General features: G+C 70.7%; 12 protein-coding genes and 2 pseudogenes. 5 read left to right on the plus strand and 9 right to left on the minus strand.

Features of this window, described 5'->3' with window-relative positions; all coding sequences use genetic code 11:
- Positions 1-19: 19 nt before the first annotated feature.
- The 7 genes from NUM_RS01550 to NUM_RS01580 are packed head-to-tail and all read right to left on the minus strand — an operon-like array spanning position 20 to position 7,527.
- Entirely contained in the window at positions 20-418 is a 399-nt protein-coding gene (locus NUM_RS01550) for a RidA family protein (RefSeq protein WP_207122688.1), read from the minus strand.
- Positions 419-471: 53 nt separating this feature from the next.
- The gene (locus tag NUM_RS01555) at positions 472-1,398 is read right to left on the minus strand and encodes a dihydrodipicolinate synthase family protein (RefSeq protein ID WP_207122689.1); all 927 of its coding nucleotides are present in this window, start codon (positions 1,396-1,398) and stop codon (positions 472-474) included.
- Complete coding sequence (locus tag NUM_RS01560; RefSeq protein ID WP_207122691.1) at positions 1,395-2,438, minus strand: 3-hydroxyacyl-CoA dehydrogenase family protein; 1,044 nt, start codon at positions 2,436-2,438, stop codon at positions 1,395-1,397. Before NUM_RS01560 ends, NUM_RS01555 begins: the two co-directional genes overlap by 4 nt.
- On the minus strand, positions 2,435-3,217 hold the full coding sequence (locus tag NUM_RS01565) for an SDR family NAD(P)-dependent oxidoreductase (RefSeq protein ID WP_207122693.1): 783 nt from the start codon (positions 3,215-3,217) through the stop codon (positions 2,435-2,437). The genes NUM_RS01560 and NUM_RS01565 overlap by 4 nt, the downstream gene beginning before the upstream one ends.
- A gap of 59 nt (positions 3,218-3,276) precedes the next feature.
- Positions 3,277-4,596: a histidinol dehydrogenase gene (hisD, locus tag NUM_RS01570; RefSeq protein ID WP_225918258.1), complete on the minus strand. Its 1,320-nt coding sequence runs from the start codon at positions 4,594-4,596 to the stop codon at positions 3,277-3,279.
- Between the two features lie 44 nt (positions 4,597-4,640).
- The gene (locus NUM_RS01575) at positions 4,641-6,215 is read right to left on the minus strand and encodes a carboxypeptidase-like regulatory domain-containing protein (protein WP_207122695.1); all 1,575 of its coding nucleotides are present in this window, start codon (positions 6,213-6,215) and stop codon (positions 4,641-4,643) included.
- A gap of 1 nt (position 6,216) precedes the next feature.
- Positions 6,217-7,527 (minus strand): MFS transporter, encoded by a 1,311-nt coding sequence (locus tag NUM_RS01580; protein ID WP_225918259.1) that lies wholly within the window; start codon positions 7,525-7,527, stop codon positions 6,217-6,219.
- 779 nt (positions 7,528-8,306) lie between these two features.
- On the opposite strand from NUM_RS01580, the gene NUM_RS01585 reads away from it, so the two are divergent.
- From NUM_RS01585 to NUM_RS01600, 4 genes and pseudogenes are all read left to right on the plus strand, one after another.
- On the plus strand, positions 8,307-9,797 hold the full coding sequence (locus NUM_RS01585; protein ID WP_207122750.1) for a carboxylesterase/lipase family protein: 1,491 nt from the start codon (positions 8,307-8,309) through the stop codon (positions 9,795-9,797).
- Positions 9,798-10,646: 849 nt separating this feature from the next.
- Positions 10,647-10,910, plus strand: a pseudogene (locus NUM_RS01590) (AAA family ATPase); the annotation flags it as partial.
- Between the two features lie 65 nt (positions 10,911-10,975).
- Entirely contained in the window at positions 10,976-11,845 is an 870-nt protein-coding gene (locus NUM_RS01595) for a PhzF family phenazine biosynthesis protein (protein ID WP_207122697.1), read from the plus strand.
- A 308-nt stretch (positions 11,846-12,153) separates the two neighbouring features.
- Positions 12,154-12,525, plus strand: a complete 372-nt coding sequence (locus tag NUM_RS01600) for a hypothetical protein (protein ID WP_207122699.1) — start codon at positions 12,154-12,156, stop codon at positions 12,523-12,525.
- Between the two features lie 44 nt (positions 12,526-12,569).
- Here NUM_RS01600 and NUM_RS01605 read toward each other — a convergent pair.
- Positions 12,570-13,612: pseudogene (locus NUM_RS01605) on the minus strand (aldo/keto reductase).
- A gap of 72 nt (positions 13,613-13,684) precedes the next feature.
- Between NUM_RS01605 and NUM_RS01615 the strand changes: the two are divergent.
- On the plus strand, positions 13,685-14,221 hold the full coding sequence (locus tag NUM_RS01615) for a TetR/AcrR family transcriptional regulator (RefSeq protein ID WP_207122702.1): 537 nt from the start codon (positions 13,685-13,687) through the stop codon (positions 14,219-14,221).
- 259 nt (positions 14,222-14,480) lie between these two features.
- On the opposite strand, the gene NUM_RS01620 is transcribed toward NUM_RS01615, so the two are convergent.
- Positions 14,481-15,005 carry a glyoxalase superfamily protein gene (locus NUM_RS01620; protein WP_207122704.1) on the minus strand — a complete coding sequence of 175 codons (525 nt, stop codon included), beginning with the start codon at positions 15,003-15,005 and terminating at the stop codon, positions 14,481-14,483.
- Positions 15,006-15,280: the final 275 nt, after the last annotated feature.

Raw genomic sequence — 15,280 nt, forward strand, 5'->3', positions numbered from 1 at the left:
CACCTGTCCGATGCAGAGCCTAGTGCGCCCCGCCACCGCGGGGGCGGTAGGCGACCACGTCGATCTCGACCAGGATGTCGCCGAGTTGCGACCCGGCCGTTGTACGCGCCGGATAGGGCGGGACGAAGAACTCCCGGTAGGCGGTGTCGAACGCGTCCCAGTCGCGCTCGCTGTCAGCCAGGTGTGCGGTCACCTTGACCACGTCGGCAAGCGTCGCGCCCGCCGCGGCCAGGATCGCGGCGAGATTGCGTAGTACCTGCCGGGTCTGCTCCCCGGCTTCGGTACCGACGATGGACCGAGTGGCCGGATCGAGTGGGCCGAGCCCGGCCGTGTAGACGTAGTCACCGGCGACGACACCCTGCACGTACGCGCCGCGCGGGGCGGGCGCCGCCGTGGTGGCCAGCGGGACGGCTGCCATGGCTCCTCCGAAGGTCGAGGGCGGCCGCCGGTCGGGCGGCCGCCAGGGCATGCTCAGGACAGGTCGGGAAGCCGGTCGGCGAACTCAGCGAGGAAGCGGTCGACCATCGCGACCTCCTCCGCGTCGAGGCGGTGTGCCGGCGCCCGGCAGTACGCGCTACCGAACAGGCCGCGCCGCTGCGAGATCAGCTTTTCGGCCGCGACGATCAGCTCCGAGCCGAGCATCCAGTACGAGATGTACGGCAGGAACTGGCGATGCAGGTCGAACGCCGCCTGCTCATCACCGGCCGCGTACAGGTTCCAGACGTCGAGGTACAGCTCGGTGAACGAGCAGCCCGGCTGCACACCGACCGCACCGCGTCGCAACGCGTCCGGTAGCTGCACGCCTGCGTACCCGACCATCGCCGGAAGGACCGGATCCTGACGCATCAGGTCGGCGATGAACGGGCCGGGCGGGGTCGACTCGACCTTCACCATCCGCACGTTCGGGCGTTCGGCAGCGATCGCGGCGATCGACGCCGCGTCGAGCGCGGTGCCGGTCTGCTCCGGCGCGTACTGCACGACGATCGGAGTTTCCGGCACCGCCGCGGCGACCGTCTGGACGTGCGCATGGATGTCGGCCACCGACGGCCCGAGCTGGTAGGGGGGAAGCAGGTTGACAGCGTCGGCACCGGCGTCGACGAGCCGGCGCGCGTGGTCGGCGGCGAGCCGCGTGGCGTGGTCCTGGACCGCGACCACGGCGGCCACATCGTCTCGAGGTCCGGTGCGCTTGAGCAGGATCGTGTTGAGTCGGTCCCGCTCGTCGGTGGTCAGCTTGAGAAACTCCGAGGCGTACCCCGGGAACATCACGCTGCTCACCCCGCAGCCGAGCACGTAGTCCACGACGCGCGCAAATCCGGTCTCGTCGAGCGCTCCGTCGTCGTGGAACGGCACCTCCAGCACCGGCGACACGCCCCTGATCAGCTCCGCCGCGTCCGTCATCGGTTCTGCCCTCCCGCATCGATGCTGTTCAGTCGGGCCGCCAGCCGGCGGTCCCGATCCGCCCGGGCACGCCGGGCCGTCTCGCCGGGCCACTCGTACACGCCGTGGCCGGACTTGGCCCCACACCTTCCGGCCGCGGCGAGTTCGACCAGGTTCGATGGCGCGGCGAACCGCTCTCCGAGGTGCTCGGCGAGATAGTCGAGGATCGCCCGGTACACGTCGAGTCCAGCCAGGTCGGCGATCTCGAACGGCCCGTAGTCGCCCAGCCGGAAGCCGAACGAGCCACGCACGATCGCGTCGATGTCCGGCGCGGTCGCGACCCCCTCGGCCAGGCATCGAAACGCCTCCGCGACCATCGCGAACTGCAGCCGGTTGCCGACGAACCCGGCCGTGTTGGCGGTCACCGCCGGCCGCTTGCCCAGCGCCGTGAGCCAACCCAGCAGCGCCGCGACGCGATCCGGGGCGACCGCATCAGTGCGCACCACCTCGACGCACGGCACCAAGTACGGCGGGTTGTACCAGTGCATCCCGAGTACTCGTGCCGGTGCCCCCGCCGCCTCAGCGAGCAACCCGATGTCGTACGAGGAGGTGTTGCTCGCGAGCGTCGCACCACGCGGTGCGTGCGCTCCGATCGCCTGCCACACGGCGCGCTTGAGCGCCAAGTCTTCCGGCACCGCCTCGATCACGAGCGCGGCGCCGGCCACCGCGTCGGCCGTGTCACCGACCGGCGTGACGAGATCGACCACAGCCGCCGCCGTGTCGGAGAGCCCGTCGGCAATGGCGTCCCGGCCGGCGCGGGCCAGCTCAAGGGTGCGGTCGGCCAGCCGCACCGGCACGCCGCCAGAGGCGAACACCCGCGCGATGCCGTGCCCCATCGTCCCGGCCCCGACGACCGCGACCGACTCCGGCAGTGTCTGTCCGGCCGCGGCAGCCACGTCTGCGGCGCCGCCGCGGTTCGGCCGGACGACCCGGCCGTCCGTCTGGTCGGGCTGCGGCGTGCCTGGGTTCCCTTGCCGGGCGGCAGGTTCCTGGTTGGTCATGGCGCCACCATCCCGGCGGAGAGGTCGATGTCGGCCGCGCTCAGTCCCGGCATGGCCAGCATCGCAAGCACTGCGGCGGCGACCTCGTCTGCCGTGAGCAGCCGGCGCAGCGCAGCGCGGCCAACGAACGCATCCCGCGCGGCCTCGACGCTGGTCCCGGTCCGGTTCGCCTCCAGCCGGAAGTTGCGGTCCATCCGCGGCCCGTCGACCGGGCCGGGCGACAGCGAATTGACCCGTACTCCGGTCTCACCGACCTCGACTGCCAGCGTGCGGGTCAGGCCCAGTACAGCCATCTTGGCCGCGCAGTACGGGCTGCGCCCGGCGAGCGGGCGCTTACCGGAGACCGACGCCAGGTTGATCACGTCGCCGCGACCAGCCTCGACCATTGCCGGCAGGAAGGCCCGGCACACCAGGTAGGTGCCGCGCACGTTGACCGCGAACACCTCGTCCCACTGCGTCGGCGTCACCTCGGCCAGCGGCGCGACCGGCCCCGGGATGCCGGCGTTGTTGACGAGGATCGATACGTCCTCGGCGGCGAGATCGACGGTCAGCGCGTCGACCTGGGCCGGGTCGGCGACGTCGCACACCACGCCGCGGGCCGCCGTGCCGTCGGCGACCGCCGCATCCAGCGTGTCCCGGTTCCGGCCGGTGACCACGACCCGCGCGCCGGCGCGGCTCAATGCCCCGGCGATCGCGTAGCCGAGTCCGCGGCCGCCGCCGGTGACCAACGCGGTACGCCCGGCCAACGGTGCGGTTGCGGCAGTGTCGCCCGGCGGCACGGCGGCCCTCCCACGACCGGGCGCCGCCGTAGCCGCAGGTGGCTTGCCGGATGTCGCCGTCACGCGCGATCCAAGACGTGGTCGCTCCAGGGCAGCGGCGTACCGTGGTGCGCCGCGGCGCGCACGTCGCCGCTGCGGGCGTGCCCCTCGAACAGCTCGACCCGAGCGGCCCGGCCGCACACCTCGCCCAGCCGGGCGCTCGTCGCCGGGTCGGTGATCTCCTGATAGGTGACGGTCTTGAGGTACTTGCCGACCCACAGCCCGCCGGTGTAGCGGGCCGCGCCGCGGGTCGGGAGCACGTGGTTGGTGCCGATGACCTTGTCTCCGTAGGAGACGCAGGTACCAGCGCCGAGAAACAGCGCGCCGTAGTCCCGCATCGCGCTGAGCGCCGCGCGCGGCTCGGCGGTGAGGATCTCGACGTGCTCGGAGGCGAACGTGTCGGCCAGCGCGTACGCCGCGTCGGGGTCGTCGACGACGTGGATCTGGCCGTGGTCACGCCAGGCCGGCGCGGCCATGTCGTTGGTTGGCATGCCCGGAAGCAGCGCGTCGATGTGGCCGAGTACGGCGGTGCCGAGTCGTTCGCTCGTCGTGATCAGCACCGCTGGGGAGTCCGGGCCGTGCTCGGCTTGGGAGAGCAGGTCGACCGCGACGACGAACGGGTCGGCCGTCTCGTCGGCGACGACGAGGATCTCGGTCGGCCCGGCGAACAGGTCGATGCCGACCTCCCCGAACAGCTGCCGCTTCGCCTCGGCGACGTACGCGTTGCCGGGGCCGGCGATCAGATCGACCCGGCCGATCGTCTCGGTACCCAGGGCGAGCGCCGCGACCGCCTGGACCCCGCCAAGCAGGTTGATCTCGTCGGCGCCGGCCAGGTGCATGGCGGCGATGGTGGCGGCGGGGATCTCGCCTCGGATCGGCGGCGTGCAGGCGGCGACCCGTTCGACCCCAGCGACCTTGGCGGTCACGATCGTCATGTGCGCCGACGCGGTCAGCGGGTACCGCCCGCCCGGCACGTACGCGCCGGCCGCGGCGACCGGGATGTTCTTCTGCCCCAACCGAACCCCTGGCAGGGTCTCGACCTCGAAGTCACTCAGCGACTCGCGCTGGTGGGTGGCGAAGGTTCGTACCTGGTCCTGCACGAACCGGATGTCGTCGAGCACCTGGCTCGGCACGCCGTCGATGATCCGCTCGATCTCGGCCGGCGACAGCCGGAACGACTCCGGCGACCAGCCGTCGAAGCGTAGCGAGTAGTCGCGTACCGCCGCGTCACCGCGTAGTCGCACGTCGGCGATGATCGCCGCGACCCGCTCGCGTACCCCGGCGTCGCCTCCGGGCGCCGTGGTCTCCGCGGGCTTCTTGAGCATCCGGCTCGTGGTCATGCCCCACTCATCCCCTGTCTCGTGGTTGTCTTGCTGTGCGCCGGTCAGGCGAGAAAGCGGTCCAGCACGTTGCGGGTGATCGTCGCGGCGGCGGCGTCGACCGGTACCGCGGTCGACCAGGTGATGGAACCGGCCGCGAACACCTCGCCGCCGCTCGCGGTGGTCAGGTGCACGAGCTCGGCGCCGCCGTCGTCGACGTTGGTGCCGCGCGCGAGCACGACCGCACCGTCCGGCGTGCCCGCCCCGGTCTTGTCCGTCTCGTGACCAGACGCGCCGCCGGCGCATCGCTCGTGCAGCGACGTCGTCCCGAACAGGTCACCGGCCGCCAGCCCGGTACCGGCGAACGCCCAGTGCTTCTCCTCGACGACCCGGTACGGCGCCGCGGTCATCGCGCCCGCGCTGGTGAAGACGACGCCGAGCAGGGCGCTGGTCGGGCGGTAACTGCGCGCCATCCGGCTCTCGTACGGCCCGTTCTCGACCGCCTCGGTCCGGAACCGCAGCGCGTCGCCGACGAACTCGACCTCGCAGTCGGCGCCGTTGCCGCCGAGGTAGGCGAGCTTCCCGCCACGCTCGTGCACCCAGGACCAGACCCGGTCGTACATATCGCGTGACCAGTACTCGGGGTGGGTGTTGAGCACGAGGACCCGGTAGGCGTCCAGGTCGAGGGTGCCGTCATGCAGGTGCGCGTCGGCGTAGAGGTCGTGTCCGTATCCGTTGCGCTCCAGCCAGCTCAGCAGCCGCCACTCGGCCGAGGCGAGATGGCAGGGCTGCCGGCCGCGGATCGCGTCCAGCGGTCCCTCGTCAGCGCCGAGCTGGTTCAGCGGCTCGGGCCGGTCGAACGACAGCGGCGGATAAGCGTCGTCGGCGAACTGATGCTCGGAGAACGACGACTCCTGGTATCTCGGCAGTTCCAGGCGCGGCACGAGCGCCGGCTCAGCTGGCAGCCCGGCTGCATTGACGTAGTTGCTGCGCCCGCCGAAGTTGTTGTACGCGTTCCAGGTGTTGGTCGAGGCGAGTACCGCGATCCGGGCACGCGGCACGCGCGGTGCGACGACCCACGGGAACGAGAACCGCGCGCCGGACTCCCCCTCCACGTGGAAGTAGTAGAGACCCCCGCGCTCCGGCGCCGCCACGTACTGCCTGTGGTTCGGGTCGACATAGCCGCGTTCGTTGAAGTGCACGCCGTCGCGCGTGTAGTCACCGTCCGGCGTAACCTGCACGGTTGAGCGCGGTGCGTGCTCGTCGAACCAGCCGATGATGCGTTCCGGCCCCACCTCGGCGCCGTAACGTCGCAGGCTCAACCGATACGGTTCGGGGCTGTGGATCCGGAACTCGCCGGTGCCGCCGGCGAGCGTCCACTTCGGCCAGACGTACCCGTAGATCCTGTCCGCCAGCAGCCGGAACCGGCGGGGTCGGTCGCCGATCTCGACGTCGACGTGCTTGGCGCCGTAGCCGTCCCGGGCAAGGGTCACCCGGTAGCCGCCCGGCGGTATGTCGAGGCGTACCGCACCGGACGCGGTCGAGGAGGTCACCCAGGTGCTTGTCCCGTCGCTCACCTCGACCGCGACGCCCGCGAGCGCCAGGTCCCGTTCGTCGCTGACGTATCCGATCGGATCCATGTCAACTCCCCGCTTCCACCGTCGCCGCACGCCGCGCGGCGAGTGACCGACCTGCGCTCTCCGGTACCGCGATGATCGCCGCGGCGCTCAGCACGCAGCCGCCGATCATGTACAGGCACACGCCCCACGACGCGCCGCCGGCCGCGGCGGTCAGCGCGCTTGCGATCATCGGGGCGAAGCCACCGGCCAGCACCGCGGTCAGCTGGTAGCCGAGGCCGACCCCGGTAGCGCGGGCGGACGTGCCGAACAGTTCGGACAGGATCGTCTGGGACAGCGCCGACATGGAGATGACGCACACCGAGAAGCCGAGCGTCATTCCGAGGTAGATCAGCGCCGGCTTCCCGGACGAGAACATCGCGAAGATCGGGAAGATCAGCACCGCCAGGGCGATGCAGCCGCCCAGGAACACCGGTTTCCGCCCGACCCGGTCGGACAGGATGCCCCAGGTCGGTGCCAGCACGATCTGCACCCCGGACGCGATCATCGTCGCGGTCAACGCGACCGACGCCGGCGAGCCTCGGTCCTTCAGGAACGCTGGCCCGTACACCGTCAGCACGTAGCCGCCGATGCTGTTGGCGAAACCGAACAGCACGCCGAGCACCAGCGGCCTGGGCCGACGCAGTACCTCCCACAGCGGCAGCCGGCGCTTCACCACCTGCTCCCGGTCAGCGGCGAACACCGGCGTCTCCGGTACCCGGGACCGGATGATCAGCCCGGCGACGAGCAGCACGACACTAAGCCAGTACGGCAGCCGCCAACCCCAGGTGAGGAACTGATCGCCGGGCAGGGACGACACGAGGCTCATCAGCCCGGAGGAGATGAACAGCGCGACACCCGAGCCGCTGAGCAGCAACGCACCGAACAGGCCGCGCCGGTCTGCGCGCGCGTGTTCGACGGCGAGCGCGGTCGCGCCGCCCATCTCGCCGCCGGTCGAGAACCCTTGGGCGAGCCGGAGGACGACGAGCAGTATCGGCGCGGCGACACCGATCGAGCGGTACCCGGGGAGCACGCCGATCAGGAACGTCGAGACACCCATCATCATGATCGTCAGGACGAGCGCCTTCTGCCTGCCGACCCGGTCGGCGATGTGGCCGAGCACGATGCCGCCGATCGGCCGCAGGATGAACCCGACCGCGAAAGCGGCGAAGGAGTACAGCTGCCCGGCAAGCGGGCTGGAGTCGGGGAAGAACAGCTTCGGGAACACCACAGCCGCGGACAGCCCGAACAGGTAGTAGTCGTAGTACTCCAGGAGGGTGCCGACGGAGGCCGCGAGCGCGGCCTTGCGCCGTACCACTGTCTGCTCCGTGCTCACGATGCCTCTTCCCGCGCGCCGACCGATTCCGTTCTTTTCGATATTTCGAATATATATTCGATTTACTGAATCTAAGGACTACCATGGCCGCCGCGCGCCGCGCAAGGGTCGTCTCATCACCCGCCGGCCCCAGGCCAGGCGAACCGATCACCGGCAGGGACGTCGGACATGGCGGAGGCACTCGGCCAACACCACGGTGGCGAGGTCGCCGACCGCGCCGCCAATCCTGTTGCTGCCACAGGCGCCTGCCGGCGGCGTGCCGACCTCGCGGCAGCACCGGACAGATCACCTCGATCCCGAGCACCTGACAGACGAGCTCGGCCACCCTCGTAACCCGGCCTGACTGCTCTGCTGTCGCCGATCCTGGCGATCCCGCTGATGCTCTAGCTCGGCTGCCCGTCCGACCGGGTCGGCCGCAAGCGGGTCTTCACGTACGAGCAGGTCGCCCTCGCCGTTGGCATGGCCGATGTTCGCGGCCGCGCGGTGCGAGTCTGGTATCCGGCATAGCGAGAGACTCGTCGTGGGGGGGCCGCAGCCACTGTCGCCGCTGTTCGGATCACGGTCGGTGGGGCGATCGACGATGAACTCGGATCATGTCCATCGGCTCTTGTGCGGACCAACCGATCGACGAAGGCCGTCCTTGGACGGGGCCGCGGTGCGCCTGCTCCACCTGTTCCGGCATCGTCTGCCGCTCCCTCGTACCGCTGGACTATTCCAATACACGTGACATAATACAAGTGACCCGGGTACCTGGTGGCCGCTGGAGGGAAGGAATCGTCATGTCCGAACAGCCGAAGGTACGGACCGCGGAAGGCGTGGTGCAGGGGCGTTGGCGGCAGGGGCATGCGGTGTTCCGCGGCATCCCCTACGCCCAGCCCCCGGTCGGAGCGCTCCGCTTCGCCCCGCCCGCGCCGCCGCGCCACTGGGACGGGACGAGGCAGGCGGTCGAGTTCGGCCCCGTGGTACCGCTGTCGCTGCCGATCGATGTGCCCCCGCAGGGCACCGACTGGCTGACGCTCAATGTCGGCACTCCCGATCCCGGCGCGGTGGGACTGCCGGTACTGGTGTGGATCCCGGTGGGCGGCTATCTCTCGGCGGCGTCGAACGACCCGATGCTCGACCCGGCAGCGCTGGCCGAAGCGGGAGTTGTCGTGGTGACCATCAACTGCCGCGTGGGAGCGGAAGGATTCGCGTTCCTCGATGACGTGCCGCCCAACCGCGGATTTCTCGACCAGATCGCGGCGCTGGAGTGGTTGCAGCGCAACATCGCCGCGTTCGGAGGCGACCCCGGCCAGGTCACCGTGGCCGGAGTGTCCGCCGGGGCAGGCTCGGTCGCCGCCCTGCTGACGATGAAGTCCGCGCGCGGCCTGTTCCGGCGAGCCATCGCCCACTCGGTGCCCGGCCTGCACAGCACCCCCGCGCTGGCACGGCAGGTCACCGCCGCGTTCGCGGCCCGGCTCGGCGCGCCGACCCCCACCGCCGAGGCCCTGCGCGATATCGACCCCTGGCACCTGGCCGCCGAGCTCACCTCCTTCAACGCCGGCCTGCACGCGTACCGGGAGAGCTGGGGACGCATCACGGATGCCGGGACCGCGCTGTGCCCCGTCGTCGACGGCGAGGTCCTGCCAGAAACGCCCTGGCCCGCGCTGACCGGCGGGCGCGCGAACGGGACCGAGCTGCTCGTCGGCCACACCCGGGACGAGTTCCGGTACTTCAGCGTCGTGAGCGGGAAGTACGGCACCTTCACCGAGCAGGACGCCCGCGCGGCCCTGGCGCGGCACGCCCCGCAGCCGGACGGCGCGCGGGCCTACCGTGCCGCGTTCCCGCAGGCGAGCCCGGAGGAGCTGGTGGAGACCGTGTACTCCGACGCCCTGTTCCGCATGCCGTCACAGCAGCTCGCCGAGGCGAACGCCGCAGCCGGCGGCACCTCGTACCTGTTCGAACTGCGGTGGGTTGCCCCGGCCCTCGGTGGCATCCTGGGCGCCTGCCACAGCCTCGACGTGCCCCTGGCGTTCGGCACGCTGGACAGCCCCGTCGGCATCCAGCTCATCGGCGAGCAGCCCACCCCCGAGGCCGTCGCGCTCTCCCGCGAACTCCAGCAGGCATGGGTCCGCTTCGTCACCACCGGCGACGCGGGCTGGCCTGCCCACCAGCCCGGCGGGCACCTCACCCGCGTCCTGGACACCGAGTCGAAGACGCTGCCCTACCCCGAACAGGCGTCCCGCCAGATCTGGGAAGGCCACTACCCCACACCCTTCGACCTCTCGTAGCGGTCCGAGTCGGCTCCTACGACTGCGACCCTCGCCCGCACGGCTTCGTTCACGTGGAGCGGCACCAGTCGCGCGCCATCCAGCCCCGCACACGAGCGTTACCGGGAGGCTGGACAGAACCGACCGGTGTCACAGGGCTGAGCAGCGCCCGCGCCGATGGCCACCCCGCCTGACCACGCCGGCCCCAACCTCCATCAGGTGCGGTCACTTCGCGCGAACATCGGTCGTGGCTTCCGACCCTGCGTGGTAGGAGAACCAATCAACAACCGGTGCCACCGCCGCAAGCGGAATCACCCGCACCGCCGAGATTCTGCCGGTCGACCCGGTTGACCCGCTGGAGTTCGACGCTCCCGCGCCCCTGGAGATCCTGTGGGTACGCACCGGACAGCCTCATCGTCACCGCCGCGTCGACGAAGTGACCGTCAGGGCAGCTATCGGCGTGGTGCTGGTCGACACGCTGCACCACGTGTGGATCTCGACGTTGTATCCGGGCGGCTAGGTATACCTAGGGCTCGGTGGGTGGCGGTAGGTATGCCTAGCGGCGTCGTGGTGTGGATCTAGGTATCCGGCCGGGGCAAAGATAGGTAATCGATGCCGATGTGGGTGGCTCCTTACCAGCGCAGGATCGACACGTACCTGATGACTGGTGGGAGGAACCATGTTCAGCAACCCCGAAGTACTGCTCGACCTGGCCAACGGCTACCAGCAGGATCATCTGGAGGCCGCCGGCCGGGCCCGCCTCCTGGCCGCGCGCAAGCGGGGCGCTCACCGTCGTACGCGCCGGCAGCCGGCGGCGCGGAGCACGGCTACTGTGGATCCGTGCGCGGGTGGGATGGCAACGGTCCGATGATGGTCGGCCGGGACGGCGAGCTTCGTCGGCTGGCGGAGCTCGCCACAGCAGGCCGGCCCGAGGTGGTGGTCATCGCTGGGGAGCCCGGTATCGGGAAGACCCGGCTGGTCGCCGAGCTGACCCTCGGCCTGCCGACCGACACCAAGATCTTCATCGGGCACGCCGAGCCCGGCTCGCTGTCCCGGCCCTACGAGGTGCTGCTGGACGCGATCGACGGGCGGCCGGGCGTGTCCGAGGCGATGCTGGACGAGTTGACCGACCCGCACCGCAGCCCGGTGGAACGCCTGCACACCGGCCTCACCCTGCTCTCCGGCCATAAGGTGGGCCCATGCTCTGGCCGAATGTCACGGTGGTTGATGCGTGCGTGCGACGCGACGGTCGAGGCGGCAGCCCTACGGCCGTCGCCGACGACAACCCGGCGGCCACGGACGCGGACCGGCGTGCGGTCGCTGCTGCGGCCGGCACCTCGCACGCGGCCTTCCTCGGCCCGGGGCGGGCACCGGACGGCAGCTGGCCGGTCCGGTTCTTCACCGCCACCGCCGAACTGACCGGCTGTGGCCACGGCACCGTCGCGGCGCAGGCGGTCCGGTTGTCCCGTACCGCATTGAGCGAGCTGAACGACCGCCAACACACCGGCGGGCGCACCTTCGACACCATCGCGATCCGGCGACCCGCCGGTATCGAGGTGTGGTTCGACCAAGGCCTCGTCGCGCTGCGCCATCCGGCACCGGACGAGCGCGCCACGATCATTGCCGCGCTCAGGCTCACCGCAGGCGATCTGCATCCGACCAACGCACCACGCATCGCCGCACCCGGCGCACCACGCATGCTGGTAGCCGTCCACGACCGTTCGGCGCTGCTCCGAGTCCGCCCACACCTCGACGAGTTGAAAGCCGCATGCCAACGGTACGGGCTGCTCGGCTGCTTCGTGTACGTACCGCCGGTCGGAGACCGACCGGGTGCGGCGCGAATGTTCGCGCCGGCGATCGGTGTCGACGAGGACGTCGCCAACGCCAACAGTACCGGTTGCCTTGCCGCCCACCTGCTCGACACGGCAGGGGCGCAGACGGTCGCGATCGAGGTGGAGCAGGGCGACAGTCTCGGCCGACCGGCCAGCGTGCTCGCCTCGGCCCGACGCGGACCGGAGGGCATCACGACCCGCGTCGGCGGGCTAGCGGTGATCCGCGACAGGCACTGAGGCGGCGGCCGGGCCGTGCTCTTCTGCCATCTGCACGTTGGGGCCCTCCGCTGCGGCACCGACAGCCTCGTGGTAATCAGCAGCTGTCGGCCGTTGTGGCCTGTCAGCTGTGTGCGTCGGCGACGGCATCCGTCTCTACAGCAAGCCCGGTACTGCGCCGATTCGGCTGAGTCCACCGGCCAGCGACTCGACCGGGACGGCGCGGGTTCGTGTCCGCCTCCCGCCGCATGGGGTGCCCCGCGTCGATTCCGGCCCTCGCACCTTGGCGATGCTCGTCGCGCTGGCGAGCTCGGCTGTAAGGTTCCGGCATGGTGCGCCGTGCCGGCAGCCGGCTGCTGATCGTCGGCGATGAACGCTACCGATGGTCCCTCCGGCATCGCCACGAGCAGCGAGCCCCTGATGCGGTGCCGGGGTCTGCGGACTGCCGCGAGGTCGTCGGAATCTGGCGCGAGGGTCTGCCCGGACGGCTGGAGGTGGTCTTCCGGGCCGGCAAGGGGCGAGCCGTCCCGGACGGCCGCCTGCACGCCGGCGCCGTCATTGCGGCGGACGGCGTGGTGCGCAACCTCAACGAGCCGGGCGTGGTACGCGCTCTCCTCGACGAAGCGCTCGCCCGCGGCTGGCACCCCACCCACCGCACCCATCTTCACCTGGACGGCTGGTCCCTGCTCGCTCCGGCCTAGATCCGGGGCGGTGACCCAGTCGCCGTCGGCGGTGCCCGGTGCGGTCAGGCGACCGGGACGACGGGCGTGTCGAGTAGAGAACGGTCGCCGTCGGTGCCGGCTGCCAGCGCGGCGGCGACATCCTCGTGGGGCGTGCCAAGCTGGATCGCGCTCGCCTCGTCGAGCAGCCGGTAGTGGCCGGGATCGAGGGCGAGGTCCAACGCGCCGAGATAGCTCTCCAGGTGATCGATGGTGCGCGGCCCCACGATGGGTACAAGCGACGTCTGGGCGAGGCTGGCGCGCTGGCGCAGCCACGCCAGCGCGATATGGACCGGGCTGGCCCCGGCCTCGTCCGCGACCCGGAGCACCGCGTCGAGCACGGCGGCACGCTGCCCGCCCTCCGCGGGCACGCCCCGTGCGGTGAGACGTCCCTGCTCGCCGCGACGGTACTTGCCGGTCAGCAGGCCCCCGGCCAGCGGCGAGTAGAGCACCACACCCAGCCCGTGCGCCTGCGCCATCGGGAGGATTTCACGCTCGGCGGAGCGCTCTGCGAGGCTGTACTCGGTCTGGATGCCCGCCAAGAGAGCGCGGTCGTTCAGCTCGGTGCGCACGGCAGCGCCGGCGATGCGCCAGGCGGGGAAGTTCGACAGTCCGCCGTAGCGGATCTTCCCGGCCCGGATCAGGTCCTCGAACCCGGCGAGGATCTCCGGCATCGGTGTCACGCCATCGGGAAAGTGCGGCATCAGCACGTCGATGTAGTCGGTCTGCAGCCGGCGCAGGCTCTCCTCGACCGAGCGGATCATCGTCTTGCGGCTGTTGCCCGTCGTGCCCGGCCGTACCTCGGCGCTGCGACTCCCGCTGTACTTCGTGATCACCACGAAGTGGTCGCGCTGGTCGCCGAGCAGTTCGCCGAGGATCGTCTCGGCCTGCCCGCCTGGTAGATGTTCGACGAATCGAAGGTCGTGCCACCAGCCCGAACGAACCGGTCGAAGATCGCCCGTGCCCCATCGGCTCCTGTCGCCGTGGGGGCGGTGCCGAAGTTGGCCGTGCCGAGCACGTACTCCGAGACCCGCAGGCCCGTCCGTCGTCCAAAGATCTGGTAGCGCATCGCGGCTGCCTTCTGGGTCGGGTGTTCGGCTATGCTGACGACACTAGCATATAAAATGAAGGCTCATTCATTATGCCCAAGGTCAGTCAGGCCCATCTCGACGCCCGCCGTCAGCAGATCCTCGACGCGGCGCGCTCTCTGTTCGCCTCCCGCGGCTTCGCCCGCACCTCGATGGCCGACATCGTGGACACGCTCGGCCTCTCGGTGGGGTCGATCTACCGGTACTTCAAGAGCAAGGACGAGATGATCGTCGCCATCTGCGAGCAGTCGAGCCAGGCCCTGCCGGCCGAACTCACGCCTGCGGCGATCAGCGGCTTCCTCGAGCACATCCGCACCCAGGCGCGAACCCAGGATCACGCCCGGCTGATCATGCAGATCTACGCCGAAGCCGCCGCCACTCCAGCGCTCGCCCAGCTCGTCGTGAGCCAGCTCGATGAACTCCGCGACGCGATCGAGGCACTCCTCCCACACCACGCGGACGAGCGCAGAAAGCAGGTCGCGGAGGCCTTCGTGGCACTGTGCCAGGGCTATCTCGGACAGCTCGCCGTCCGCGGCGACCTCGACCCGGCCCCGTTCGCGGCAGCACTGATCACGCTCACGTCTCCGTGAGGACCAACGCCTGCGCATGCCGTCACCCACGAGTGACGACTGCACGCGCTGAGCTTCGCTCCGCTCCGGGCGCCCACCATGGCGACCACAAGGTGGGGCAACAGGCAGTGACGCGCACCGCGATCTCGCCGCACGGACGTACGCGCAGTTGATGCCGTGACGAGCGAGCCGACAGTGGCCGGGTCGCCCCCATCGTGATCCTGCGATCCGGCTGCTTCACCGGCTGGGCGCCGCGGGCGCTGCTGGCTCGGCTCAGTGGTCAACGGCGTGACGGGGGGGTGTGGAAGATCAGTCGGTTGCCGAACGGGTCGGGTACGGCGAGGTCGTCGCCCCAGGGTTGGGAGTCGAGTCCGATGCGCAGTGGATAGACCGGGCTGTCGGCCAGCTCACGTTGCAGCCGCCGGACGTCCGGCACCTCGATACGCACCGCCGAGCCCGGGGTGGCGTCGCCGTGGTGCTCGCTCAGATGCAGTACGCAGCCCTGCTTGGACACCTGCTGGTACAGCGGCGATCCTGGCTCGAACCGGTGTTCCCAGTCCACCGTGAAGCCGAGGAACTCGACGTAGAACCGGCGCGCCTCGGCACCCGGGAAGGTCCGCAGGATCGGCACGGCGACCGGGCCCGGATCGGGACGCCACGCTGCCACGCAGGTGTTCCAGTCGCGGTAGCCCAACTGTCCGGCGACGATCTCCAACGCCTGGCTGCGCGCGATGTCGATGCCGTCCGCGGCGAGCCGCGCCCGCAGCCGGGACGCCAGGGACTTCGGGTCGGGGACGATGGCCATGACGCGCTCCTCGGCCGGCGACGTGTCGAACGGGGCTCTCCGTTGCCCGGGACCGCCGGCGGGTTCGTCGCGTCGATCACCAGTTGCACAGCACGGGAGTTCACCGTCTCGGCATCGCCGAGGGAGAGGGCAGGCACCCGCCGCCTCCGGTCACTCTATGCCGCCGGCCGGTCATTGTCCCGCGCTCGCGCTGACCGGCGCGAGAGGATCGGTGAGAGAGGGGCGTCCCGCTGGCCGGCAGGCTGCTGGCCAGCGGGACGCAGTGCGCTCACCCT

The organism is Actinocatenispora comari, assembly GCF_017312725.1.
GTDB lineage: Bacteria > Actinomycetota > Actinomycetes > Mycobacteriales > Micromonosporaceae > Actinocatenispora > Actinocatenispora comari.